General features: G+C 71.7%; 19 protein-coding genes and 1 riboswitch. Of the genes, 7 read left to right on the forward strand and 12 right to left on the reverse strand.

Annotation, left to right across the window (positions count from 1 at the left end):
- Positions 1 to 93 precede the first annotated feature (93 nt).
- On the forward strand, positions 94 to 375 hold the full coding sequence (locus ACFXGI_RS25110) for an HPr family phosphocarrier protein (RefSeq protein WP_384710696.1): 282 nt from the start codon (positions 94 to 96) through the stop codon (positions 373 to 375).
- Positions 376 to 596: 221 nt separating this feature from the next.
- On the opposite strand, the gene ACFXGI_RS25115 is transcribed toward ACFXGI_RS25110, so the two are convergent.
- The 4 genes from ACFXGI_RS25115 to ACFXGI_RS25130 form a co-directional block, all read right to left on the reverse strand.
- A complete protein-coding gene (locus ACFXGI_RS25115; protein WP_384710699.1) occupies positions 597 to 1,262 on the reverse strand; it encodes a GntR family transcriptional regulator in 666 nt (221 codons plus the stop codon).
- Positions 1,263 to 1,440: 178 nt separating this feature from the next.
- Positions 1,441 to 2,235 (reverse strand): M23 family metallopeptidase, encoded by a 795-nt coding sequence (locus ACFXGI_RS25120; protein WP_351776800.1) that lies wholly within the window; start codon positions 2,233 to 2,235, stop codon positions 1,441 to 1,443.
- A gap of 12 nt (positions 2,236 to 2,247) precedes the next feature.
- A riboswitch (cyclic di-AMP (ydaO/yuaA leader) is annotated at positions 2,248 to 2,407 on the reverse strand.
- Positions 2,408 to 2,591: 184 nt separating this feature from the next.
- Complete coding sequence (locus tag ACFXGI_RS25125) at positions 2,592 to 3,959, reverse strand: M16 family metallopeptidase (protein ID WP_384710775.1); 1,368 nt, start codon at positions 3,957 to 3,959, stop codon at positions 2,592 to 2,594.
- A gap of 20 nt (positions 3,960 to 3,979) precedes the next feature.
- A complete protein-coding gene (locus ACFXGI_RS25130) occupies positions 3,980 to 5,338 on the reverse strand; it encodes a M16 family metallopeptidase (protein ID WP_384710703.1) in 1,359 nt (452 codons plus the stop codon).
- 251 nt (positions 5,339 to 5,589) lie between these two features.
- Here ACFXGI_RS25130 and ACFXGI_RS25135 point away from each other — a divergent pair, with 251 nt between their 5' ends.
- Positions 5,590 to 8,046: a DNA topoisomerase (ATP-hydrolyzing) subunit A gene (locus ACFXGI_RS25135; protein ID WP_384710706.1), complete on the forward strand. Its 2,457-nt coding sequence runs from the start codon at positions 5,590 to 5,592 to the stop codon at positions 8,044 to 8,046.
- A gap of 100 nt (positions 8,047 to 8,146) precedes the next feature.
- Positions 8,147 to 10,237, forward strand: coding sequence for a restriction endonuclease (locus ACFXGI_RS25140; RefSeq protein WP_384710709.1), 2,091 nt, complete (start codon positions 8,147 to 8,149; stop codon positions 10,235 to 10,237).
- Here ACFXGI_RS25140 and ACFXGI_RS25145 read toward each other — a convergent pair whose 3' ends face one another.
- A complete protein-coding gene (locus ACFXGI_RS25145; protein ID WP_384710712.1) occupies positions 10,238 to 11,404 on the reverse strand; it encodes a CobW family GTP-binding protein in 1,167 nt (388 codons plus the stop codon). It lies immediately after the preceding gene.
- Positions 11,405 to 11,418: 14 nt separating this feature from the next.
- Positions 11,419 to 12,585 (reverse strand): citrate synthase/methylcitrate synthase, encoded by a 1,167-nt coding sequence (locus ACFXGI_RS25150; RefSeq protein ID WP_384710778.1) that lies wholly within the window; start codon positions 12,583 to 12,585, stop codon positions 11,419 to 11,421.
- A 55-nt stretch (positions 12,586 to 12,640) separates the two neighbouring features.
- On the opposite strand from ACFXGI_RS25150, the gene ACFXGI_RS25155 reads away from it, so the two are divergent.
- From ACFXGI_RS25155 to ACFXGI_RS25165, 3 genes are all read left to right on the forward strand, one after another.
- Positions 12,641 to 13,882, forward strand: a complete 1,242-nt coding sequence (locus tag ACFXGI_RS25155) for a citrate synthase (protein ID WP_384710715.1) — start codon at positions 12,641 to 12,643, stop codon at positions 13,880 to 13,882.
- 368 nt (positions 13,883 to 14,250) lie between these two features.
- Positions 14,251 to 15,852: an ATP-binding protein gene (locus tag ACFXGI_RS25160; RefSeq protein WP_384710718.1), complete on the forward strand. Its 1,602-nt coding sequence runs from the start codon at positions 14,251 to 14,253 to the stop codon at positions 15,850 to 15,852.
- Positions 15,849 to 16,556, forward strand: a complete 708-nt coding sequence (locus tag ACFXGI_RS25165) for a response regulator (protein WP_384710721.1) — start codon at positions 15,849 to 15,851, stop codon at positions 16,554 to 16,556. The genes ACFXGI_RS25160 and ACFXGI_RS25165 overlap by 4 nt, the downstream gene beginning before the upstream one ends.
- A gap of 27 nt (positions 16,557 to 16,583) precedes the next feature.
- Here the strand turns inward: ACFXGI_RS25165 and ACFXGI_RS25170 are convergent, their stop codons facing one another.
- The 3 genes from ACFXGI_RS25170 to ACFXGI_RS25180 form a co-directional block, all read right to left on the reverse strand.
- On the reverse strand, positions 16,584 to 18,176 hold the full coding sequence (locus ACFXGI_RS25170; RefSeq protein WP_384710724.1) for a cation acetate symporter: 1,593 nt from the start codon (positions 18,174 to 18,176) through the stop codon (positions 16,584 to 16,586).
- Complete coding sequence (locus ACFXGI_RS25175; protein WP_384710727.1) at positions 18,173 to 18,670, reverse strand: DUF485 domain-containing protein; 498 nt, start codon at positions 18,668 to 18,670, stop codon at positions 18,173 to 18,175. The genes ACFXGI_RS25170 and ACFXGI_RS25175 overlap by 4 nt, the downstream gene beginning before the upstream one ends.
- Positions 18,671 to 18,820: 150 nt before the next feature.
- The gene (locus tag ACFXGI_RS25180) at positions 18,821 to 20,941 is read right to left on the reverse strand and encodes a type IIA DNA topoisomerase subunit B (RefSeq protein WP_384710730.1); all 2,121 of its coding nucleotides are present in this window, start codon (positions 20,939 to 20,941) and stop codon (positions 18,821 to 18,823) included.
- A 444-nt stretch (positions 20,942 to 21,385) separates the two neighbouring features.
- Between ACFXGI_RS25180 and ACFXGI_RS25185 the strand changes: the two genes are divergently transcribed.
- On the forward strand, positions 21,386 to 21,619 hold the full coding sequence (locus ACFXGI_RS25185) for a hypothetical protein (RefSeq protein ID WP_030154305.1): 234 nt from the start codon (positions 21,386 to 21,388) through the stop codon (positions 21,617 to 21,619).
- A 119-nt stretch (positions 21,620 to 21,738) separates the two neighbouring features.
- Here the strand turns inward: ACFXGI_RS25185 and ACFXGI_RS25190 are convergent, their stop codons facing one another.
- From ACFXGI_RS25190 to ACFXGI_RS25200, 3 genes are all read right to left on the reverse strand, one after another.
- Positions 21,739 to 22,719, reverse strand: a complete 981-nt coding sequence (locus tag ACFXGI_RS25190) for a serine protease (RefSeq protein ID WP_384710733.1) — start codon at positions 22,717 to 22,719, stop codon at positions 21,739 to 21,741.
- Positions 22,720 to 22,846: 127 nt separating this feature from the next.
- Positions 22,847 to 24,421, reverse strand: coding sequence for an RNA polymerase sigma factor (locus ACFXGI_RS25195; RefSeq protein ID WP_384710736.1), 1,575 nt, complete (start codon positions 24,419 to 24,421; stop codon positions 22,847 to 22,849).
- A 273-nt stretch (positions 24,422 to 24,694) separates the two neighbouring features.
- Positions 24,695 to 25,636: a FadR/GntR family transcriptional regulator gene (locus ACFXGI_RS25200; RefSeq protein WP_384710739.1), complete on the reverse strand. Its 942-nt coding sequence runs from the start codon at positions 25,634 to 25,636 to the stop codon at positions 24,695 to 24,697.
- Positions 25,637 to 25,730: the final 94 nt, after the last annotated feature.

Genomic DNA, 25,730 nt, shown 5'->3' on the forward strand with positions numbered 1-25,730 from the left:
GCGGCGGTGGATCCGGGCCGAAGGTCGGTCGGAGCATGAGGGGCGTCGTGAGAGACTGGTCTAGACAACCGTAAGAACCTGAAGGGCATCACCATGGCAGAGCGCCGCGTCAACGTCGGCTGGGCCGAGGGCCTGCACGCTCGTCCCGCCTCGATCTTCGTCCGCGCGACGACCGCTTCCGGCGTCCCGGTGACCATCGCGAAGGCCGACGGGAACCCCGTCAACGCCGCGTCCATGCTCGCGGTGCTGAGCCTGGGTGCGCAGGGCGGCGAGGAGATCATCCTCGCGTCCGACGCCGAGGGCGCCGAGGTGGCGCTGGACCGCCTCGCGAAGCTGGTCACCGAGGGCCTCGAGGAGCTCCCCGAGACCGTCTGACCCTTCGGGTTCACCCCGGGTGCACGAAGAAGCCGCGGCCACCGGCATTCCGGTGGCCGCGGCTTCTCCGTTCCGCCGCATTCGGGAATTCAGCGCACGCGTACAGGACGAGCGGATATGCGGCGGGAATTCAACCGCAGCCCCCGCCCGTCGAGCCGCCCCTGCTTTTCAAGCCGCCTTTATTCCTCAAGACGCTCTCACTCTTTGATACGCGCCTTTTGTTAATGCGGGCCGCTCGACATGTTTACGGCATGTTGCGAAGTCCTCACCCGCAGCCGGTGCGCCCCCGCCGCGCGCTCCGCATGCATCGCCGCCAGCGCCCGGGCCCGCTCGGCGTCCCCGCGCGCGACGGCGTCCACGATCGCGCCGTGCTCCGCCCAGGAGTCCACGGGCCGGGCCGGCGCCTCCACGGCGTACATCCAGGCGACCTTGTGCCGCATCTGCGTGAGCAGCGCGATCAGCCCGGGGCTGCCGGAGGCCTGTGCGAGGGTCTCGTGGAACCAGCCGCCCAGGGACCGCAGATCCTCCCCCTGGCCCCGTCTGGCCCGCTCCTGGCCCAGCCTGACCAGCCCGCGCAGCACCTTGAGGTGGCCCTCGGTACGCCGCCGGGCCGCGCGGGCCGCCGCCAGCGGCTCCAGCAGCAGCCGCAGCTCCAGGAGGTCGGCCGCCTCCTGCTCGGTGGGCTCGGCGACGCAGGCGCCCGCGTGCCGGCGGGTGGTGACGAAGCCCTCGGACTCCAGGGTCCGCAGCGCCTCGCGGACGGGGACGCGGGAGACGCCGTACCGGCGGGCCAGCAGTTCCTCGGTCAGCCGGGCACCCGGTTCGAAGACCCCTGAGACGATGTCTTCGCGGATTGCCGTGCATACCGCGTGCGCAGGAATACGCAAGTCCGGACCTCCGCCTATTTCCGACTGCCGACGCCATTGCCGCGACCGTATCCCGATCGTACGGGGACTCTATTGCACTACGCGATAAATTCCGAGTGCGGGCGTGAATAGCGGAGGTTTACGGCCAACACGAAGGCCCCGGCTCGGGGAGCCGGGGCCTTCGGTGGAGTGCTGCGGGTCAGACGTTGACGCCGTGCTGGCGCAGGTACGCGACCGGGTCGATGTCCGAGCCGTACTGGGCACCGGTACGGGCCTCGAAGTGCAGGTGCGGGCCGCTGGAGTTGCCGGTGGAGCCCGACAGGCCGATCTGCTGGCCGGCGGCGACCTGGTCGCCGACGGAGACGCTCAGCGAGGACATGTGGCCGTACTGCGTGTACGTGCCGTCGGCGTGCTTGATGACGACGTTGTTGCCGTACGCGCCGCCCCAGCCCGCCTCGACCACGGTGCCGAGGCCGACCGCGTGCACCGTGGTGCCCGAGGCCGCGTGGAAGTCGATGCCGGTGTGGCTGCCGGAGGACCACATGCCGCCGCCCGCGTGCCACTGGGTGCTGATGTAGGACTCGTCGACGGGGGCGACGAAGGTGTTGAGGCGCTTGCGCTCCTCCTCGCGTGCGGCACGCTCGGCGGCCTCGCGCTCGGCCTTCGCCTTCTCCTCGGCCTTCTGCCGGGCCTCGGCGGCGCGCGCCTTCGCGTCGGCCTCCGCCTTCGCCTTGAGGGCCGCGGCCTCGGCCGCGTGCTCCTGGGCATCGGCCTGGGCCTCGATCTGCCCCGGAAGGTCCTCGGCCGTCACGACGGCGTTCAGGCCGGTGTCCTCCATGGAGGGGGCCTTGTCCGACGCGGCGAACGCCGGGCCTGCGAGGGAGCCGACGACACCGGTGGTGGCGAGGGCGGCTATGCCGGCGTAACCGGCGGTCTTGCGGCTCAGACGACTGGAACCACGGTGCTTACCGGCGGCACGACTGCCAAACGCCATGAAGGGGCTGATCCTTTCCTTCCTTCTCGCCTACCGGGTTAGCTGACGGGTTCGGAGCAGGAAGGTCTCCTACGGGCCCCCTCTGACGAGGCGGTCCGATTCACCCCAGGGACACATGTGGGTCCCCGGCTCCCCAGGCTCGCGCCTGACGGGGACTCGGCGATCGCTGCCCGGTGCCGCGGATGCGGCGGGTACAACTGACGGACAGCACGGCCGACGCTAGGCGGATCATCAGTCAATCGCCAAACACACACGCGTTTTTGTTGCATACGCCACACCCCATACGAGCAACCTCTCCACGAAACAGACAAAAGGGGCCCCGGCGGACAAGCCGCCGGAGCCCCTTGAAATGTCCGTCAGTTGGTGACGACGGAGACCTCACCGAGACCGAGCGCCCGAACCGGCTCCTCGATCTGTGCCGCGTCCCCCACCAGGACCGTGACCAGGCGGTCCACCGGGAAGGCGGCCAGGACCGCCGAAGTCGCCTCCACCGTTCCCGTCTGGGCCAGCTGCGCGTACAACTGCGACTGGTAGTCGTCCGGGAGCTCCTGCTCGACCTGGTCGGCGAGCGTGCCGGCGACGGCCGCGGCCGTCTCGAACTTCAGCGGGGCCACGCCCACCAAGTTCTGCACCGCCACGTCCCGTTCGGCGTCGGTCAGGCCGCCCTCCGCGAGGGTGCGGAGCACCTTCAAGAGGTCGTCGAGCGCCGGGCCGGTGTTGGGGGTGTCCACCGAGCCGCTGATGGCGAGCATCGAGGCGCCCTTGCCGTCGGCCGTGGAGCGCAGCACCTGGCCGAAGGCGCGCACGCCGTACGTGTAGCCCTTCTCCTCGCGCAGCACCTTGTCCAGGCGCGAGGTGAGGGTGCCGCCCAGGCAGTACGTGCCGAGCACCTGCGCCGCCCAGACCCGGTCGTGCCGGTCCGGCCCGATCCGGCCGATGAGCAGCTGCGTCTGGACCGCGCCGGGCCGGTCCACGATGACCACGCGGCCGGTGTCGTCGGCGGTGACCGGCGGGACCGGGAGCGGCTCGGCGAAGTTGCCGGTCCAGGCGCCCAGGGTGTCCCCCAGGACGGCGTCCAGGTCGATGCCGGTCAGGTCGCCGACGACCACCGCGGTGGCGGTGGCGGGCCGTACGTGGGCCTCGTAGAAGGCGCGTACGGCCGCGGAGTCGATCCGGGCGACCGTCTCCTCGGTGCCCTGGCGCGGCCGGGACATCCGCAGGGTCGGCGGGAAGAGCTGCCGGGAGAGCTCCTTGGCGGCCCGGCGCTGCGGGTTGGCCAGCTCGTGCGGGATCTCGTCGAGCCGGTTGCGCACCAGCCGGTCGACCTCGCCGTCGGCGAAGGCGGGCGCGCGCAGCGCCTCGGCCACCAGGCCGAGCGCCTTGTGCAGGCGGGAGGCCGGGACCTCCAGCGAGACCCGCAGGCCCGGGTGGTCGGCGTGCGCGTCGAGCGTGGCGCCGCAGCGCTCCAGCTCGGCCGCGAACTCCTCGGCGGAGTGCTTGTCGGTTCCCTCGGACAGCGCGCGGGCCATGATGGTCGCCACGCCGTCCAGGCCCTGGGGCTCGGCGTCCAGCGGGGCGGCGAGGTTCACCTCGACGGCGACGACCTGCTGCCCGGGGCGGTGGCAGCGCAGCACGGTCAGGCCGTTGGGCAGCGAGCCGCGCTCGGGGGCCGGGAAGGCCCACGGCCGGGCCTCGCCGGCCTGGGGCTGCGGGTGGAAGGTCATCGTGACGGCTGCGGTGTCGCTCACTGCTCCGCCCCTTCGTTCTCGTCGTTCACGTCGGCCTCGTCCGCTTCCCCGGCTTCCGCCGGGAGCGGCTCGTACACCAGCACCGCGCGGTTGTCGGGGCGCAGTCGGGCCGCGGCCACGGCCTGCACCTCCTCGGCGGTGATGTCGAGGACGCGCCCGACCGCGCTGAGCGCCAGCTGCGGGTCGCCGAACAGCACCGCGAAGCGGCACAGTTCGTCGGCGCGCCCGGCCACCGTGCTCAGCCGGTCCAGCCACTCGCGCTCCAGCTGCGCCTGGGCGCGCTCCATCTCCTCGGCCGTCGGGCCCTCGGCGGCGAACCGCGCGAGCTCCTCGTCGACGGCCGCCTCGATGGCGGGCACCTCGACCCCGCTGGAGGTCTTCACGTCCAGCCAGCCCAGCGAGGGCGCGCCGGCGAGCCGCAGCATGCCGAAGCCGGCCGCGACGGCGCTCTGGTCGCGGCGTACCAGGCGGTTGTGGAGCCGGGAGGACTCGCCTCCGCCCAGGACGGTCAGCGCCACGTCGGCGGCGTCGCACTCGCGGGTGCCGTCGTGCGGGAGCCGGTAGGCGGCCATCAGCGCGCGGGCCGGAACCTCTTCGACGATCTCCTCGCGGAGCTGGCGGCCCATGATCTCGGGCAGCGTGCCGTCGCGCGGCGGCGGCTTGCCGTCGTGCCCGGGGATGGAGCCGAAGTACTTCTCGACCCAGGCGAGCGTCTGTACGGGGTCGATGGCGCCGACGACCGACAGCACCGCATTGTTGGGCGCGTAGTACGTGCGGAAGAAGGCGCGGGCGTCCTCCAGGGAGGCCGCGTCCAGGTCGGCCATGGAGCCGATCGGAGTGTGGTGGTACGGGTGGCCCTCGGGGTAGGCGAGGGCGGTCAGCTTCTCGAAGGCCGTGCCGTACGGGACGTTGTCGTACCGCTGGCGGCGCTCGTTCTTGACGACGTCGCGCTGGTTCTCCATGGACTCGTCGTCCAGGGCGGCCAGCAGCGAGCCCATGCGGTCGGCTTCCAGCCAGAGCGCGAGCTCCAGCTGGTGGGCCGGCATGGTCTCGAAGTAGTTGGTGCGCTCGAAGCTGGTGGTGCCGTTGAGCGAGCCGCCGGCCCCCTGGACCAGCTCGAAGTGCCCGTTGCCGGGTACGCTCGCCGAGCCCTGGAACATCAGGTGCTCGAAGAGGTGAGCCAGGCCGGTCCGTCCCTTGACTTCGTGGCGCGAGCCGACGTCGTACCAGAGGCAGACCGCGGCGACCGGGGTCAGGTGATCCTCGGAGAGCACCACGCGCAGGCCGTTGGCCAGCCGGTGCTCGGTCGCTGTCAGGCCGCCGGAGCCGGCCTGGGCTGTGGCCGTGTGACCCATGGGCATGTGGTCCCTTCGATCGCGATGCAGAGTTTTCCGTCAGACCTGCCACTGTATGCAAGCGCGTCGGGCACCGGAGAAGTTCCCGACTCACACTCGCCCACCCCTCCGTCCGGGGGTGACCCCAGGGTCGGAGTCGGCGTTGTCGGCGCCTCGGGCCACAATGGTCCGCGACAACCCCGTCAACGCCGATCAGACCACCCGCCAGACCCCCAGCACACTCTCTTTCTTGGTTAAGGAGCCGCGCAGCGATGGCCCGCCGCAGCACGAAGACCCCGCCGCCGGAGGATTTCGAGGAGAAGATCCTCGACATCGACGTCGTCGACGAAATGCAGGGCTCCTTCCTCGAGTACGCGTACTCGGTGATCTACTCCCGCGCCCTGCCCGACGCCCGGGACGGCATGAAGCCGGTACACCGGCGCATCGTCTACCAGATGAACGAGATGGGCCTGCGCCCCGACCGCGGCTATGTGAAGTGCGCCCGCGTCGTCGGCGAGGTCATGGGCAAGCTGCACCCGCACGGTGACGCGTCGATCTACGACGCCCTCGTGCGCATGGCCCAGCCCTTCTCGATGCGGCTGCCGCTGGTCGACGGCCACGGCAACTTCGGTTCGCTCGGCAACGACGACCCGCCGGCCGCGATGCGTTACACCGAGTGCAAGATGGCGGACGCCACGTCACTGATGACGGAGTCGATCGACGAGGACACCGTCGACTTCACCGCCAACTACGACGGCCAGGAGCAGGAGCCGGTCGCGCTGCCCGCGGCGTACCCCAACCTGCTGGTCAACGGCGCCTCCGGGATCGCGGTCGGCATGGCCACCAACATGCCCCCGCACAACCTGGGCGAGGTCATCGCGGCCGCCCGCCACCTGATCCGCTACCCGCAGGCGGACCTGGAGGCGCTCATGCGCTTCGTGCCGGGTCCGGACCTGCCCACGGGCGGCCGGATCGTGGGCCTCTCGGGGATCAAGGACGCCTACGAGAACGGCCGCGGCACGTTCAAGATCCGCGCGACGGTCGCCGTGGAGAACGTGACGGCCCGCCGCAAGGGCCTGGTCGTCACGGAACTGCCCTTCACGGTCGGTCCCGAGAAGGTCATCGCGAAGATCAAGGACCTGGTCGGCTCCAAGAAGCTCCAGGGCATCGCGGACGTCAAGGACCTCACCGACCGCTCGCACGGCCTGCGCCTGGTCATCGAGATCAAGAACGGCTTCCACCCGGAGGCCGTCCTGGAGCAGCTGTACAAGCTCACGCCGATGGAGGAGTCCTTCGGCATCAACAACGTCGCGCTGGTCGACGGCCAGCCGCTGACGCTGGGCCTCAAGGAGCTGCTGGAGGTCTACCTCGACCACCGCTTCGAGGTCGTGCGGCGGCGCAGTGAGTTCCGCCGCACCAAGCGGCGCGACCGGCTGCACCTGGTCGAGGGCCTGCTGGTGGCCCTGGTCGACATCGACGAGGTCATCCGGATCATCCGGGACAGCGACAACTCGGCGCAGGCGATGGAGCGGCTGATCGAGCGCTTCTCGCTGAGCGAGATCCAGACCCGGTACATCCTGGACACCCCGCTGCGCCGGCTCACCCGCTTCGACCGGATCGAGCTGGAGTCCGAGCGCGACCGGCTGACGGGCGAGATCGACGAGCTGACCGGGATCCTGGAGTCCGACACCGAGCTGCGCAAGCTGGTCTCCGCGGAACTGGCCGCGGTCGCGAAGAAGTTCGCCACCGAGCGCCGTACGGTCCTGCTGGAGTCGGCGGGCACGGCGGTCGCCGCGGTTCCGCTGGAGGTCGCGGACGACCCGTGCCGGGTCCTGCTGTCCTCGACGGGCCTGCTGGCGCGCACCGCCAACGGCGAGCCGCTGCCGGAGGAGGAGGGCGGCTCCCGCGCGAAGCACGACCTGATCGTCTCGCAGGTGGCGGCGTCGGCCCGGGCCGACGTCGGCGTGGTGACCTCGTACGGGCGGCTGCTGCGGCTCGCGGTGATCGACCTTCCGCAGCTGCCGGACACCCACGCCGCGCCGAACCTGGCGGGAGGAGCCCCGGTCTCGGAGTTCCTCTCCGGGCTGGAGGCGGACGAGAAGGTGATCTGCCTGACCTCGCTGGACGAGTCCTCCCAGGGTCTGGCGCTCGGCACCGAGCAGGGCGTGGTCAAGCGGGTCGTGCCGGACTACCCGGCGAACAAGGACGAGCTGGAGGTCATCACCCTCAAGGAGGGCGACCGGATCGTCGGCGCGGTCGAACTGCGCACGGGCGAGGAGGACCTGGTCTTCCTCACCGACGACGCCCAGCTGCTGCGCTACCCGGCGGGCCAGGTGCGCCCGCAGGGCCGCCCCGCGGGCGGCATGGCGGGCATCAAGCTCGCCGAGAACGCCAAGGTGATCCACTTCTCCGCGGTGGACCCGGCCCGCCAGGCCGTGGTGTTCACGGTGGCGGGTTCGCACGGGACGCTGGACGACTCGATGCTGTCCGGAAAGCTCACCCCGTTCGACCAGTACCCGCGCAAGGGCCGGGCCACCGGCGGCGTGCGCTGCCAGCGGTTCCTGAAGGGCGAGGACCTGCTGGTCCTGGCCTGGGCCGGCACCGCTCCGGTCCGCGCGGCCGCGGCGAACGGCAGCCCGGCCGAACTGCCGGCCGTGGACCCGCGCCGTGACGGATCGGGGGTCGCGCTGCCCGCGGTCGTCGCCGCTCTGGCGGGGGGCGCGCTGTAGGACGTAGCGCGGCATTCGGGTGGTCCGACCGGGAGGACGTACCACCCGAATGCCGACTAGTGTTTTCCCTCTGGGTGTTGGTGGGGGGAGTACACAGCTGATGAGTCGTCGGTCGGGCGGATTGATCGGGGACTGGGCCGAGGCCCAGCGCCGGCAGCAGCAGACACAGGTGATCCAGCAGCGGGAGGCGGAGCGCCGGCTGCTGGCGTACGAACGGGACCGGCAGCGGACCCAGGAACGGGACGCGAACCGCAGCCACCGGCAGTACCGCGAGGCCGAGGCCCTGCGGCGGACCGCACAGATCGACGCCGAGGTCGAGGCCCTCAAGGGGCTGCTGGTCTCGGGCTGCCGGGCGCCGGCGTTCCGGATATCCGCCCTGGCCCGGTCCGAGCAGCCGGAACCCTTCAACCCCGGGGCCCTGGCGCATCCGGTGCCGATGCCGCGCATCGACCAGTTCCAGCAGCAGAGCAGCGGCTGGACGCTCGGCTCGAGCCACCGGGCGCAGGCGGAGCGCGAGGCCCACGCCCGGTACACCGAGGCCTGGCAGGCCGCGAGCGCCGCGGAGGCGCAGCGGCAGCAGGAACTGGCCGCGTACCGGCAGCAGTACGACCGGTGGGCCGCGGAGCAGCTCGCCGGGGTACGGGCGCACAACAGCGGGCTCACCGAGCTGGCCGCCGCCCTGCGCACGGGCGACGCGGAGGCGGCGGTGGAGTACTTCTCGGCCGCCCTGTACGCATCGACGGCCTGGCCGGAGGCGCTGCCGAGGCAGGTGGCGGCCGCGTACGACCCGGCGGCGCGCCAGCTGGTGCTGGACTGGGAGCTCCCCGGGTACGCGGTGGTGCCGGAAGCCGGTGCGGTGCAGTACCTGCCGAGTACGGACCAGGACAGGGTGAAGCCCCGCCGGGTGACGGAGCGTCGGGCCCTGTACCGGGACCTGCTGGCGCAGTGCATGCTGCTGGTGGTGCGCGAGCTGTTCGCGGCGGACGAGTTCGGCGTACTGGACTCGGTCGTGGTCAACGGGTTCGTGGACTGCCACGATCCGGCGACCGGGCAGGAGGCGCGGTTCGTCCTCTCCACGGTGCCGGCGGCGCGGAGCGCGTTCGCGGGGCTGCGCCTGGAGCAGGTCAGCGCCGTGGACTGTCTGGTGTCGGGGCTGGGCGGGCAGTTGTCAGGACGGCCCGACCAGCTGGCGGCGGTGCGCCCCGGGCGGCGGCCGGACGAGGTCGGCGGAGGGGTCGTCAGCCATGGCGGGCAGGCGGGCGACGCGGACGAGGACGAGCCGGACCTCTTCGTCATGGATCCGATCGCCTTCGAGAACCTGGTCGCCGAGTTGTTCCGGGCGATGGGCATGGAGGCGGTGACCACGCAGCGGTCGGGCGACGGCGGGGTGGACGTGGAGGCGCTGGACCCGGCGCCGATCCGGGGCGGGCGGATCGTCGTGCAGGTCAAGCGCTACCGGAACACGGTGCCGCCGACGGCCGTGCGTGATCTGTACGGCACGGTCCAGGACAAGGGGGCGAACAAGGGGGTCCTCGTCACCACCGCGTCCTTCGGTCCGGGGTCGTACACCTTTGCCAACGGCAAGCCGCTGGAGCTGGTTCCCGGGGCGGATCTCGTCGAGCTCCTGCACCAGTACGGGCTGCGCGGGCGGCTGGGCGGTGGTCCGGCGCAGCGCGCGCCCGAGCCCGAGCCCGCCGCCCCCTCGGCGGACCACAACGTGCTCGGCATGTCCTGGACGGGGTCCGTCGCGCTGGACGTGTGCGCCCTCGTCTGCACGGGCGGCCGGGTGCTGAGCGAGGAGCACTTCGTGTTCTTCAACAACCCGCGGACCCCGGACGGTTCGGTCCGGTCCCGCGCGCACGCGGCGCCCGACAAGGCGGCGCTGGAGGTCTCCTTCGACTCCCTGCCCGAGTCGGCCGACCGGCTGGTCCTCGTGGCCGCGATCGACCCGGAGGTCGATCCGCGCGCCGACCTCGCCGGATTCACGGACGCCCACATCCGCCTGCTGTCCGCCGGCGGCGAGGAGCTCGGCCGGCTGGACGTCTCGGACGGGCGGGCCGGGGAGACCGCTCTGGTCCTCGGCTCCTTCCGGCGCCGCTCCAACGGCGACTGGGACTTCGTGATCGGCGGAAAGGGCTACCGCGGCGGCCTGGAGGACCTGCTGGGCGAGTACGGCGTCGAGGTCGCCTGATCAGTCGGAGTCGGGATCGCCGTACGGATCGGTTTCGCAGGGCTCCAGCTCCGGTTCGGGCTCCTGCCCGGCCTCCGGCTGCGGCGGGCGGTCGACGTAGCGCAGGACGCCCCACATGCTCTCCGGGGGTGCGTGCTGCGGGGCCGGTTCGCGGCAGGCCTCCAGCTCGCGGAGCAGGGCGGGGCCGTCCGTACCGGCGCCGATCAGGACCAGTTGGCTCCGGCGCGGCTCGCCACGGCCCCAGGGGCCCGGCACGAAGCGGAGGAAGCGGCCGACGGCGTGGACCTCGTAGCGCTCCTCGTGGCCGGGGACGCCGAAGTGGACGTAGCCCTTGATCCGGTACAGCCCAACCGGGCGGCGGTCGAGGAAGTCGATGAAGCGGCGCGGGTTCAGGGCCTGCTCGGACACGAACTCCGTGCTGTCGTAGACCGTGTGGGCGTGCCCGGTGTGGTCCTCGTGATCGGCGTCGTCGCCGTCCCTGGCCTGTGAGATCAGGTCCTCGAAGGACAGCTGGCCCCGGGTCTCGGTCCACGGTCGCCGGTCGAAGAGCAGCTCCGGGTCGATCCGGCCGTGGTCGGCGGCCACCACCGGCGTGCCGGGGCAGAGCCTGCCGAGCTCGGCCTCGATCCGGGTGAGGCCGGCCGGCTCCGCCCGGTCGGTCTTGTTCAGCACGACCAGGTCCGCGACGGCCAGGTGGCGGTCGGTCTCCGGGTGCTTGGCCCGGGTCGCGTCGAACTCCGCCGCGTCCACGACCTGGACCAGCCCGCCGTACCGGATCGCCGGATTCTCGCTGGCCACCAGCATCCGGATCATCTCCTGGGGCTCGGCCAGCCCGCTCGCCTCGATGACGATCACGTCGATCCGGTGGACGGGTGCGGAGAGCTTCTCCAGGTACGCGTCCAGCTCGCTGCCGTCGACCGCGCAGCACAGGCAGCCGCCGCCGAGCGAGACCATCGAGTCGCCGACCTGGCCCGCCACGGCCATCGCGTCGATCTCGATCGAGCCGAAGTCGTTGACGACAACGCCGATCCGGGTGCCTCCCCGGTTGCCGAGGAGGTGGTTGAGCAGCGTCGTCTTGCCGGATCCGAGGAATCCGGACAGCACGACGACGGGAATCGGCTGGGCGGGCGGTGGAGCGGACCGCTGGGCGGGCTGACTGCTGTTCACACGGCCGATCGTAGTCAGCCGAGCACCGGAACCGGCTCGGGCGGGTTCGGGCCCACGTACCGGGCGGCCGGACGGATGATCTTCGAGTCGGCGGCCTGTTCGAGGATGTTCGCGCTCCAGCCGACCACGCGGGCCGCGCAGAAGGTCGGGGTGAACATCTCGCGCGGCAGCCCGCACAGCTCCATGACCACGCCGGCGTAGAACTCCACGTTGGTGTGCAGCTCCCGCCCCGGCTTGAGCTCGGCGAGGATCTCCTCGACGTGCCGCTCCACCTCCACCGCGAAGTCCACGAGCGGACCGCCGAACCCGAGCGCGATGTCGCGCAGCATGCGCGAACGCGGGTCCTCGGTGCGGTACACGGGGTGCCCGAAGCCCATGATCCGGTCCCCGGCGAGCACCCGCTCGCGGACCCACGGCTCGATGCGCTCCGCCGTGCCGATGGCGTCCAGGGTGTCCAGGGCCCGGCTGGGCGCGCCGCCGTGCAGCGGGCCGGAAAGCGCGCCGATCGCCCCGGTGAGGGCGGCGGCGACGTCCGCGCCGGTGGAGGCGATCACGCGGGCGGTGAAGGTGGAGGCGTTGAAGCCGTGGTCGATGGTGGAGATCAGGTACCGCTCCACGGCCCGCGCCTTGGCCGGGTCGGGCTCCTGGCCGGTGAGCATGTACAGGTAGTTGGCGGCGTACGGGAGGTCCGCGCGCGGCTCGACCGGCTCCAGGCCCTGCCCCAGCCGGTGCAGGGCGGTGAGCAGGGTCGGTACGGCGGCGCAGGCGGCCAGCGCGTCGGCGGCCCGCCGCCCGGGGTCGATGTCGTACACGGGGCGGAACCCGGCGGAGGCGCCGAGCAGGGAGAGCGCGGTCCGCAGCCCGGCGAGCGGGCCGGAGAGCGCGGTGGCCCGGGCGAGGGCGGGCAGGGCGCCCTGCACCGCGTCGGGCAGTCGGCGCAGCGGGGCGATCTCGGCGGCGAACGCGGCCCGCTCGGCGGCGTCGGCCGGGAGGGCGCCGCGGAACATCAGGTGCCACACGTCCTCGAAGCTGCGGCTCGCGGCGAGCTCGACGGCCGAGTACTGGCGGTAGTGGTAGAAGCCCTCGCGGCCTCGGACGTCACCGAGTTCGGTCTCGGTGACCACGACTCCCGCGAGACCGCGGGGCACATCGACGGTGGTGTTCATGAATCGACCATCCATCATGGATTGAATCCTTGTCAATGTTGATTGAATCAATATATGTAGGGTTGGTGTCATGAACGACCAGGCGGATGGCGAACGCCGGCTCAGCACCCGGCAGGCGGCGGAACTGCTGGGGGTGAAGCCCGCGACCGTGTACGCGTACGTCAGCCGCGGCCAGCTCGCCAGCCGCCGCGATCCTGTCGGCCGCGGCAGCAGCTTCGACGCACGCGAGGTGGAGGCCCTGGCCCTGCGCAGCCGGCGCGAGGCGGCGGCGCCCCCGGGCGCGGAGCTCTCCGTACGCACCTCGCTCACGCTCATCGAGCCCGACCGGTACTACTTCCGGGGCGTGGACGCCGTCGAGCTGGCTTCGCGGTACCCCTACGAGGAGGTCGCCGAGTGGCTCTGGACCGGGGCGCTGCCGCGCGGCGCGCGGTTCACCGCTCCCCCGCAGGCGCTCGCCGCCGCCCGGCGCGCGGTGGCCGCGCTGCCCGAGCACAGCGGTCCGATCGACCGGCTGCGGGTGGCGACGGCGGCCGCCGCGGTCGCCGATCCGCTGCGCTTCGACCTCTCGCCCGAGGCCGTTCTGGGCTCCGCTCGCTGCCTCATCCCGACCCTGGTCGGCGCGCTGCCCGAGCTCGGCCGGCCCGGCTGGCGCGGGGACGGCCAGCTGGCCCGGCAGCTGTGGACGCGGCTGACGCCGCGTGAGCCGGATCCGGACGCGCTGGCCGCGCTGGACCTGGCCCTCACCCTGCTCATCGATCACGACCTGGCCGCCTCGACCCTGGCCGTACGGGTGGCCGCCTCCGCGCGGGCCCATCCGTACGCGGCCGTCTCGGCCGGCCTCGGGGCGCTCGAAGGACCGCTGCACGGCGCGGCCGGACGGCTCGCGCACCGGATGCTGGTGGAGGCGCTGGAGCGGGGTGGGGCCGCGCCGGTGGTCGCCGACCACCTGCGGGCGGGGCGGCGGGTTCCGGGGCTGGGGCACCGGCTGTACGAGGGCGAGGACCCGCGGGCCACGGCGCTGTTCGCCCGGCTGGAGGGCGTACCGCAGGCGGGGCCGGCGCTGGCGGCCGCCCGGGAGGTCGTCGCGACGGCGGCGGCCCGGCGCGGCGGGCTCCACGCCAATGTGGACCTGGCACTGGCAGTGCTGACGGTGTCCGGCGGGATGCCCGCGGAGGCCGGGGAAACGGTGTTCGCGGTGGCCCGGACCGCGGGCTGGATGGCGCACGCGCTGGAGGAGTACCAGGAGCGGCCGCTGCGGATGCGCCCGAGCGGCCAGTACCAGGGGCCCCGCCCGCCGCAGCCGATGCCGTGACGCGCGCCGGCCCGCGCGCGATGTCGTACCGGCGGTCGGCAACGCGACCGGAGCGCCGGACAGGCTGACCGCGCAGACCAGCCCGTCGGGGCGGGCGAAGGCCGGCACCCCGGGCGGCGCGGGCAGCCACGCGAGCGAGCCGCCTCGTCCCTCGGCATGAGTTTTCCGAACCAGGTGAGGCAGGAATTTGCGGCGTGCCGTGCGAGAGTTGCAGAGCCTTGCCGAGTCGTCTACCGCTCTGACCACATTTCTATGCCGTCATCCCTTGCACAAGCTGCACGCACATCACGCAAGCCATTTGCGTGCACATGGGAAATTCCGCTTCGACCGAAGGCGACCTACCGTTGCTGGTCATGCGGTTCCTCCACATGAGCGCTCGGCGCCTCGGGCTGCCCAGACGGGCCGTCTCGCAGATCCTGCTCACCCAGCTGGCCATCGCCGCCGGGGTCGTCGTGCTGGCCACCGGGCTCTTCCTGGCCCCGCTCGGCGCGCAGCTCGACGACCAGGCCATGCGGCGCGCCCTGGCCATCGCCCAGAGCGCGGCGGCGGACCCGTCGCTGGCCGCGGACCTCCTGGACTCCGGGCCGACGGCCGACAGCCCGGTGCAGGCCTCGGCCGAGCGGATCCGGCGGGCCACGGGCGCCGAGTACGTGGTCGTCATGGACCTGGACGGCATCCGCCGCTCGCACCCCGGCGCCGACCGGATCGGACTGCCCGTCTCCACCGACCCGAGCGACGCCCTCGCGGGCCGCGACGTCATGGAGATCGACGAGGGCACGCTCGGCCGCTCCGCCCGCGGCAAGGTCCCCCTCGTCGCGGCCGACGGGGAGATCGTCGGCGCGGTCTCCGTCGGCATCGCCTACGACAGCGTCCACGACCGGCTGCTCGGCGCGATCCCGGGCCTGCTCGCCTACGCGGGCGGCGCCCTCGCGGCCGGCGCGCTCGCCGCCTACCTGCTGTCCCGCCGGATCCAGCGGCAGACCCGCGACCTGGCCTTCTCCGATATCGCGGGACTGCTCGCCGAGCGCGAGGCGATGCTGCACTCCATCCGCGAGGGCGTGATCGCCCTCGACCGCGACGGCCGGGTCCGCCTGGTCAATGACGAGGCCGCCCGGCTGCTGGGCCTGGCTCCCGACACGGCCGCCACCGTCGCCGGGCGTCCGCTGGACGACGTACTGGGCGCCGGCCGCACCACCGACGTCCTCGCCGGCCGCGTCACCGGCCGTGATCTGCTCACCGTCCAGGGCCCCCGGGTACTGGTCGCCAACCGGATGCCCACCGAGGACGGCGGCGCCGTCGCCACCCTGCGCGACCGCACCGAGCTGGAACACCTCGGCCGCGAGCTCGACTCCACCAAGGGCCTGATCGACGCCCTGCGCGCGCAGGACCACGAACACGCCAACCGCCTCCACACCCTCCTCGGCCTGCTGGAGCTGGGCCTGCACGAGGAGGCGGTGGAGTTCGTCACCGAGGTCGTCGGCGTGCACCGCAGCACCGCGGAACAGGTCACCGAGAAGGTCCACGATCCGCTGCTGGCCGCCCTGCTGGTGGGCAAGGCGACCGTCGCGGCCGAACGCGGCGTCCCGCTGCGGCTCGCCGACGCAACCTTCCTGCCCGACGGCCTCGTAGACCCCCGCGGGCTCGTCACCATCACGGGCAACCTGGTGGACAACGCCCTGGACGCGGCGGCGGGCTCCGCCACGCCCCTGGTCGAGGTCGAGCTGCGCGCCGAAGGCCGTACGGCGATCCTGCGGGTGCGGGACAGCGGCCCCGGCGTCCCGGCCGCCCGCCGCGAGGAGATCTTCACCGAGGGCTGGTCGACCAAGCAGCCCAAGGCACATCGCGAGCGCGGACTGGGCCTCGCGCTCGTACGCCGCCTCGCGGAGCGGCAGGGCGGCACGGCCCGGGCCGGCGAGACAGCGGACGGAGGGGCGGAGTTCTCCGTCGTACTCCCGGAGGCCCTGCGATGAAGGAGACCCCGATCCACGACATCCACGTATTGGTCGTCGACGACGACATGCGTGTTGCCCGGATCAACGCGGCCTACGTGGCCAGGGTTCCCGGCTTCCGCGTCGTCGCCCAGGCCCATTCTGCGGCCGAGGCGCTGGCCTGCCTCGACACCCACACCGTGGACCTGATCCTGCTCGACCACTACCTGCCGGACGAGAACGGCCTGGACCTGGTCCGTCGGCTGCGCCAGCTCGGCCACCGCACCGACGTGATCATGGTCACAGCCGCCCGCGACCTGGCCACCGTCCAGTCCGCCATGCGCCTCGGCGCCCTCCAGTACCTGGTCAAGCCCTTCACCTTCGCCGGCCTGCGCTCCCGGCTGGAGGCGTACGGCTCCCTGCGTCGCACCCTGGAGACGGGCGGCGAGGCCGAACAGGCCGAGGTGGACCGGATCTTCGGCGCCCTCGCCGCGGCCGGCTCCCCGAACGAGCTGCCCAAGGGCCACTCGGCCACCACCGCCGAGCTGGTCCGCCAGGTTCTCCGCTCCGCCGAAGGCCCGCTCTCCACCCAGCAGATCGCCGACCGCGCCGGCATCAGCCGCCAGACCGCCCAGCGCTACCTGAAGCTCCTGGAGCGCACCGGCCGGGTCACCCTGGCCCTGCGGTACGGCGAGACAGGACGCCCGGAACACCGCTACTCCTGGCTGCCGTCCGAGGGCTCGTGACCCGGCGGGCGGGGACGGACGTCCTGCTCAGACGGCCCCGGCCCCGGTCAGCGAGCGGACTTCCGTCTCCGCGTACTTCGCCTCGTCCGGCTCCTCGGCCGAGGTGACCGTACCCATCCAGCCCGCGAGGAAGCCCAGCGGGATCGAGACCAGGCCCGGGTTCTGCAGCGGGAAGAACTGGAAGCTCACACCCGGGAACAGGGATTCCGGGCTGCCGGAGACCACCGGCGACAGGAGCACCAGCACCACCGCCGGCACCAGGCCCCCGTACACCGACCAGACGGCGCCGCGCGTGGTGAACGCCCGCCAGAACAGCGAGTACAGCAGCACCGGCAGATTGGCCGAGGCCGCCACCGCGAAGGCCAGCCCCACCAGGAACGCCACGTTCAGGTCCTGGGCGAGCAGACCCAGGGCGATGGCCACCGCACCGATCCCGACGGCCGCGACCCGGGCCACGGCCACCTCGCTGCGCTGGCGCGCGTGGCGGCGCTTGAGCGAGGCGTACAGATCGTGCGCCACCGAGGCCGAGGAGGCCAGCGTGATCCCGGCGACCACGGCCAGGATCGTGGCGAAGGCGATCGCCGCCACGATGGCGAACAGCACCGCTCCCCCGGTCGACTCGGCCCCGCCGCCCAGGAACGCCGCGAGCAGCGGAACCGCCGTGTTCCCCGAGGCGTTGGAGGCCCGCACCTCGTCCGGGCCCACCAGTGCGGCCGCCCCGAAGCCGAGCACGATGGTCATCAGGTAGAAGCCGCCGATCAGCGCGATCGCCCACACCACCGACCTGCGGGCCGCCCGCGCCGTGGGGACCGTGTAGAAGCGCGACAGGATGTGCGGCAGCCCGGCCGTACCGAGCACCAGCGCGAGACCGAGGCTCATGAAGTCGAAGCGGGAGGTCCAGTCGGCGCCGTACTTGAGCCCCGGGCTCAGGAACCGCCGCCCGTGCCCGCTGCGCTCCGCGGCGCTGGTGAGCAGCTGGCCGAAGTCCCCGTGGAAGCGCAGCAGTACGAGCACAGTGAGGGTGACGGCCCCGCCCATGAGCAGCACGGCCTTCACGATCTGGATCCAGGTGGTGGCCCGCATGCCGCCGAAGGACACGTAGACCACCATCAGCGCGCCGACCCCGATCACGGTCAGCGTCCGGGCGGCGGTGCCCGAATCTCCGAGCAGCAGGCCCACCAGACTGCCCGCGCCGACCATCTGCGCGACGAGGTACAGCACCGAGACGGTGACGGAGGAGGCGCCGGCCGCGATCCGTACGGGCCGCTCGCTCATCCGGGCCGCGACCACGTCGGCGAGGGTGAAGCGCCCGCAGTTGCGGACCAGTTCGGCGACGAGGAAGAGCACGACGAGCCAGGCGACGAGGAAGCCCACCGAGTACAGCAGGCCGTCGTAGCCGAAGAGGGCGATGAGGCCGGAGATGCCGAGGAAGGAGGCGGCGGACATATAGTCGCCGGCGATGGCGAAACCGTTCTCCATCGGGGAGAACAGCCGTCCTCCGACGTAGAACTCCTCGGCGGAGCCGTGCCGGTTGCGGCTGACCCAGGTGGTGATGCCCAGGGTGACCGCGATGAAGAGGCTGAACAGGATCAGGGCGAGCGTCTGGTGTTCGGTGGTCACCGGCCGGACCCCCGGTTCTGGTTCCGGTTCCGCTCCTGGTCGCGCTCCTGCTCGAAGACCGTCCAGCGCAGGTCGAGCGCGGCCCGGTCCCGGCGCAGCCGCGCATGCCGGGCGTACGCCCAGGTCAGCAGGAAGGTGCTGAGGAACTGGCCGAGGCCCGCCAGCAGCGCCACGTTGACGGCACCGAACACGGGCCGGGCCATGACGCCGGGCGCCATGGTCGCCGCGACCACGTAGGCGACGTACCAGAGGAGGAATCCGGCGGTCGCCGGGACGACGAACCCGCGGTAGCGGCTGCGGACCTCCTGGAAGGCGGCGCTGCGCTGCACTTCCAGGTAGATGTCCGACGCCCCGGGCGCGGCCCGGCCTCCGGCCGCCGGACGCGGGGGCGGCGGATCCCCGCCCTCGCCCTCCCCCCAGCCGACGGCGAGCGCGTCGTACCAGGGGTCGTCGAGCCGGATCGTTCCGGCATCGGGACCTTCGTGCTTGTCCACCGAACTCTCCTTGTCCGCTGCCGCATTGGCCGCGTGCCCACAAGGATGTGCGGTATGGACGTTTTCCGGACTGGTGTCCCGGTGCTCTTCACTCCAACAGGTGATGGAGCGAAGAGCACCGGTGTGCCGTGGTCCCGGTGTGCGTCCCGGTCAGGCGTCGATGCGCGAGCGGTCCAGGGTCGCCGCGGAGCTCGTGATGAACTCCTTGCGCGGCGCCACCTCGTTGCCCATCAGCAGGTCGAAGACCTGCTCGGCGGAGTCCAGGTCGCCGATGTTGATCCGGCGCAGCGTGCGGAAGCGCGGGTCCATGGTGGTCTCCGCCAGCTGGTCCGCGTCCATCTCGCCGAGACCCTTGTAGCGCTGGATCGAATCCTTGTACCGGACGTTCTTGCGCTGGAATTCGAGCAGGGTCTGGCGCAGTTCGTTGTCCGAGTACGTGTAGACGTACTTGTCCTGGCCCTTCTTGGGCTGGACGAGTTCGATCCGGTGCAGCGGCGGCACCGCCGCGAACACCCGGCCCGCCTCGACCATCGGCCGCATGTACCGCTGGAAGAGCGTGAGCAGCAGGCAGCGGATGTGCGCGCCGTCGACGTCGGCGTCGACGAGCAGGACGATCTTGCCGTAGCGCGCGGCGTCGATGTCGAAGGTCCGGCCCGAGCCGGCCCCTATGACCTGGATGATCGCCCCGCACTCGGCGTTCTTGAGCATGTCCGAGACCGAGGACTTCTGGACGTTCAGGATCTTGCCGCGAATCGGCAGGAGCGCCTGGAATTCCGAATTCCGCGCGAGCTTGGCGGTGCCGAGCGCGGAGTCGCCCTCGACGATGAAGAGCTCGCTGCGCTCCACGTCGTCACTGCGGCAGTCGGCCAGCTTCGCGGGCAGCGAAGAGGTCTCCAGCGCGGTCTTGCGGCGCTGCGCCTCCTTGTGCTGGCGGGCGGCGATCCGGGTCCGGGCGGCCGCGACGATCTTCTCCATCACGGCGCGGGCCTGCTGCTTGTCATCGCGCTTCGTGCTGGTCAGGAAGGCCTTGAGCTCCTTGGCGACCACGGCCGCGACGATCCGGGCGGCCGCCGAGGTACCGAGCACCTCCTTGGTCTGGCCCTCGAACTGCGGCTCGGCCAGCCGGACGGTGACGACCGCCGTCAGGCCCTCCATCGCGTCGTCCTTGACCACGTCGTCCTCGGCCACGCGCAGCAGCTTCGCCGAGCGGAGCACCTCGTTCACGGTCTTGGCGACCGAGCGCTCGAAGCCCGTGATGTGGGTGCCGCCCTTGGGCGTGGCGATGATGTTGACGAAGGACTTGACCTGGGTCTCGTACCCGGTGCCCCAGCGCAGGGCGATGTCCACGCCGAGCTCGCGGGTGACCTCGGTAGGAGTCATGTGGCCGCGCTCGTCGAGGACGGGGACGGTCTCCTTGAAGGTGCCCTGGCCGGTCAGGCGCAGCACGTCGCAGACGGCCTTGTCCTGCGCGAGGTACTCGCAGAACTCGCTGATGCCCCCGTCGAAGCGGAAGGTCTCCTCCGTCTTGCCGGCCCCGTCGATGGCGCGCTCGTCGCGGACGACGATGGTCAGGCCGGGAACGAGGAAGGCGGTCTGGCGGGCACGCTGGTAGAGCGTGTCCAGGGTGAGCCGGGCGTCCTTCAGGAAGATCTGCCGGTCGGCCCAGTAGCGGACCCGGGTGCCGGTCTTGCCCTTGGCGACTCGCTTGATCTTGCGCAGGCCGTTGGCGGGGTCGAACGGGCTGTCGGGGCCCTGCTCGGTGAACATGCCCGGGACGCCGCGGCGGAAGCTGATCCCGTGGGTGGAGCTGCCCCGGTCCACCTCGACGTCGAGCCGGGCGGAGAGGGCGTTGACCACGGAGGCGCCGACGCCGTGCAGGCCTCCGGAGGCCGCGTACGAGCCGCCTCCGAACTTGCCGCCGGCGTGCAGCTTGGTCATGACGACCTCGACGCCGGACAGCCCGGTCTTGGGCTCGACGTCGACGGGGATGCCGCGGCCGTTGTCCCGGACCTCGACCGAGGTGTCCTCGTGGAGGATCACCTCGATGTGGTCGCAGTAGCCCCCCAGGGCCTCGTCCACGGCGTTGTCGATGATCTCCCAGAGGCAGTGCACGAGGCCTCGGGAGTCGGTGGACCCGATATACATGCCGGGGCGCTTGCGGACGGCCTCGAGGCCTTCGAGGACGAGCAGGTGCCGCGCGGTGTAGTTGGAGCCGTCCCGGTCTGCTCCGGACAGCAGTGCGCTGGAAGGCACGGACGTGTCGGCGGTCACGCAGTTCGCTCCTCGCTGAATTTCTTTTTCTGGCCCGTCGGGCGCAGGGTGGCTCGGTTGCCCGTCGAAGGGTACCGAGGCCTGGTAGAGCCGATGCAACGCCACCCTCGCGCCTTCATCAGCCTAGTGCAGGACCGCACGGGTGTTCGATCCCCCGGTCGGGTGAAGCAAACATCACGTTCCCTTCGAGGCATGAACCATTTAGGGTTCGGGCACGTCCTCATGAACAACCGGCACTCCGCCGGGGAGGACGGAACTGCAACAAGCGAACGACTGACAACGCGAAACCGTAAAGCAACGCAATACGGCTCCTTCGCCGCCAACCGGCAGCAGCCGGCCAGCTTCGGAAGGAAGTTTCGAGGAAAAGCCGCGAGCGGGAACGTTTTCGGCCTGGTTGGATGTTGACCCTGGTACGACAGCTCGTCGAGCTAGAGAAGAGGCGACGTGACTACTGTTCTGACACCCGCGACCCCGCTGACGGCCGCTGACCGATGCGACCGTTGCGGCGCCCAGGCATATCTGCGCGTCGTCCTGCTGAGCGGCGGTGAACTGCTGTTCTGCGCCCACCACGGGCGTAAGTTCGAGCCGGAACTCAAGAAGATCGCCGCGGATATACAGGATGAGACCGAGCGGCTCACGTCCGCTCCGACGGCCAATGCCGACACCGAGGACCGCTGACACAGGCCTATACCTCGCATCCGACGAGCCAGGACCGGCCAGGCCGGTCGACGGGCGGCACCCCTGAGACCCAGGAGTGCCGCCCGTCCTCACGTCCGGAGCCAGGATGGCGGGGCGGCCTAGCGCCCCCCGGGCCGGTGTGTGCCCCCCGGCGCTCCCGCGGAACCCGGCGGCTCTTGCGCCACATGCCCCCGTACGGGCCGTGCGGCCGGTACGGAGCCCCGTTCGGCACCCCACGCGATGTCGTGGCCGTCGCTTCGCCGCGGGGCCGCCTCCGGGGCTGTCACGAAGCCCGTGAGCGGCGCGATCTTCGTGTACACGCCCGGGCTGTCGGGGCGCCCGCAGCCGCGCCCCCATGACACCAGCCCGATGAGCCTGCCCTGGGCGACGAGCGGCCCACCGCTGTCCCCCTGGCAGGCGTCCCGGCCGCCGTCGCGGTGTCCCGCGCACACCATGGAGTCGGGCCGGTACTGCCCGTCGGCGTCTCCCGGATAGGCGCGCCGGCAGACGTCGTCCGCCAGCACCGTCACGCGCGCGGCCCGCAGCGCGTACGCGTAGTCGCCGAATCCGCTCGTGTCCCCCCAGCCGTACACCGCCGCCTCGCCGCCCGCCGCGTAGCCCGGATGCCCCGCCCCGGCCATGGGGAGCACGTAGTGGGCGGGCACGGCCTCGGCCAGCTCCAGTACGGCCAGGTCCCCGGCATTGCTGCGGGCGTCGTAGGCCGGGTTCACCCGGGCCGAGCGGATCGGGATCTCGCGGCCCTCTTCCGCGCGCAGCTCCGTACGCCCGGTGATCACCCGGAAGTCGGGGACGGACTCGATCGGGCCGCCCAGCACCTGGCGGCCCAGGCAGTGGGCGGCGGTCAGGACCTTGGTCGGGCCCACGATGACGCCGCCGCAGAACTGGCCGCCCCGCGTACCCCCGAACCGGTCACGGCTGGCGAGGGCCACCACCCACGGGCTGTCGGCCGCCTTCACCGGCTTCCCGCCGATCACCACACTGTCCGCGGCTGCCTGCGGCGCCTGGGCCAGCGGCGCCGCGGCCGCCCCCGCCACCAGGGTCAGCGCGCCCGCCAGAGCACGGGAAAAGGGACGACGCATGAGGCCTCCTGACTCCGAGTGTGCATGACTCCACCCAGAGTGGGACGCCAAGTGGCCGTGCGCACCCGCGCACGGCCACCTCCGTACGGCCCCGGCCGGACCACCGCGTGCCCGGCCGGTCCAGGGATCAGTCCAGGTAGTCGCGCAGGACCTGCGAGCGCGACGGGTGGCGCAGCTTCGACATCGTCTTGGACTCGATCTGACGGATCCGCTCGCGCGTGACGCCGTAGACCTTGCCGATCTCGTCGAGGGTCTTCGGCTGGCCGTCGGTGAGGCCGAAGCGCATCGAGACCACGCCGGCCTCGCGCTCGCTCAGGGTGTCGAGCACCGAGTGCAGCTGCTCCTGGAGGAGCGTGAAGCTCACGGCGTCGGCCGGGACGACCGCCTCGGAGTCCTCGATGAGGTCGCCGAACTCGCTGTCGCCGTCCTCGCCGAGCGGGGTGTGCAGGGAGATCGGCTCACGGCCGTACTTCTGGACCTCGATGACCTTCTCGGGGGTCATGTCGAGTTCCTTGGCCAGCTCCTCCGGGGTGGGCTCGCGGCCCAGGTCCTGGAGCATCTGGCGCTGCACACGGGCGAGCTTGTTGATGACCTCGACCATGTGCACCGGGATGCGGATGGTGCGGGCCTGGTCGGCCATGGCACGCGTGATCGCCTGCCGGATCCACCAGGTCGCGTACGTGGAGAACTTGTAGCCCTTGGTGTAGTCGAACTTCTCCACCGCGCGGATCAGGCCCAGATTGCCCTCCTGGATCAGGTCCAGGAAGAGCATGCCGCGGCCGGTGTAGCGCTTGGCCAGGGAGACCACGAGGCGGAGGTTGGCCTCCAGCAGGTGGTTCTTGGCGCGGCGGCCGTCCTCGGCGATGATCTCCAGCTCGCGCTTGAGCTTGGGCGCCAGCTTGTCGGAGTTGGCCAGCTTGTCCTCGGCGAACAGGCCCGCCTCGATGCGCTTGGCGAGCTCGACCTCCTGCTCGGCGTTGAGGAGGGGGACCTTGCCGATCTGCTTGAGGTAGTCCTTGACCGGGTCGGCGGTGGCTCCGGCCACGGCGACCTGCTGGGCCGGGGCGTCGTCCTCGTCATCGGAGATGACGAAGCCCTTGCTCTCGCCGCCGTCCTCTTCCTCCTCGCCCTCCGCCTTGACCGCGCCGGGGCCCTCCTCGGAGGACTCCTCCTCGCCGGCCTCGTCGGTGTCCTTCTTCCCCGCGGTCTTCTTCGCCGCGGTCTTCTTCGCGGCGGTCTTCTTGGCAGGGGCCGCCTTCTTGGCCGCCGTCTTCTTCGCCGCGGTCTTCTTCGCGGCCGGCTCGGTTCCGGGCTCCTCCGCGAGAGCGTCCACGGGCTCCGGGTCCACCGTCTCGGCCGCGGGTGCCGCGGCGGCGACGGTCTGCGCGGCCGTCGTCTTCGCCGCGACGGTCTTCGTGGCCGTCCGCTTGGCCGGGGTCTTCGCTGCGACGCTCTTGCGGGTGGTGCGCTTGGGCGACTCCGCGGCACTGACCATCAGCGTCACACCCTCTTCCTCGAGGATCTGGTTGAGGCTGCGCAGAACATTCTTCCACTGGGTCGCAGGAATCTGGTCAGCCTCGAAGGCCCGACGCACGTCATCGCCGGCGATCTGCCCCTCGGCCTTGCCCCGCTCGATGAGCGCCATCACAGACTCGGAATCGGCGATCTCCGACGGGAGCGTACGGGATGTGCTGGCCGACACGAACAACCTCTCGGAACGATGGAAACGGCTTCCGACCCCGGCCGGATGGTGCTGAACCGGAGCCGACGACCACCGACTGGGGATGGGCCGGGGGCGCGGGCAGGGGCCGGGGAGCTGCACAGCACCCGCAAGGGCTGCTGTCTTCCCTCCGTCGGCCATCACCTCTCTAGGTCATCGCTCGACCTCGCGGAGTGTTACGCCCAATCTTCGTGGCCCGAGTCACACCCCGACCGCCCGACCGCCCCGCCGCCCGCGCCGCCGGGCCTCTGCGCGTCAGTGCTCGCGCGGGGCGGGGACCACGCGCTCGACCTCCGGGTGCACCGTCAGGAGCTGGCGCATGGCGTTCTCGGCGCCCACTGCGTCGCCTGCCGCGAGGGCCTCGACCATGCGCGCGTGGTGCGCGACGCACGTCTCGCTCGGACGGTCGCAGGCGGTGATGGGGGTGCCGGAGACCTGCAGGGCGGCGGAGACGATGCCGGAGAGGTGCTCCAGCATGCGGTTGCCCGCGACCTGGATGAGGAGCGCGTGGAACTCGTTGTCGGCGCGCGCGAAGGTGATCGCGTCGCCCTGGCCGAGGGCGTGGCCCATGATCTCGACCATGTCGGCGAGGCGCTGCTGGATGTCCGGGCGCCCGTGGCCGGCGGCGAGGCGGGCGGCGAGCGGCTCGATGGTCCAGCGGAGCTCGTTCAGCTCGCGCCGCTGGTCGTCGCGCTGGGGGCCGAAGGCGCGCCACTCGATGATGTCGGGGTCGAGCAGGTTCCAGTCGGCGACCGGCCGGACGCGGGTGCCGACGTTGGGGCGGGCACTGACGAGGCCCTTGGCCTCCAGCACGCGCAGCGATTCGCGGACCACCGTGCGGGAGACCTCGAAGCGCTGGCCGATCTCCTCGGGGACCAGGGGGCGGTCTGCGCCGAGGTCGCCGGAGACGATCATCTGGCCGAGCTGCTGGACGAGTTGGCCGTGCAGTCCGCGGCCGCGGCTGCCTGCCGCGCGGCGGCCCACCCGGCTCAACTCGACGTCGGCGCCGTCCCAGTGGGGCACTGCGACGCGGTCGGTCCCGGAGGCCTCCGCGTAGGGGTAGCGGTCGAGTTCGCCCGGGCCGGCAAGGCCGGAGTCTGCATGGCGGGCGGCGGTCATCATGGTGTGCGCAAGGGTACTCACGAATCCTTTGTCGGCCGCGCCTGGATGACCCTTGAGGTCTTTGGTGAAAAGCACACGAAAGGGTGATCGGTGCCACCTACGCAATTGACGACTTATCGTAAAGAACCGGGCCCTTTGCGAGGAGTTGTGGTCCGGTTCACGTGATGTG

Origin of the sequence: Streptomyces sp. NPDC059355 (genome assembly GCF_042752335.1) — a bacterium.
Classification (GTDB): domain Bacteria; phylum Actinomycetota; class Actinomycetes; order Streptomycetales; family Streptomycetaceae; genus Streptomyces.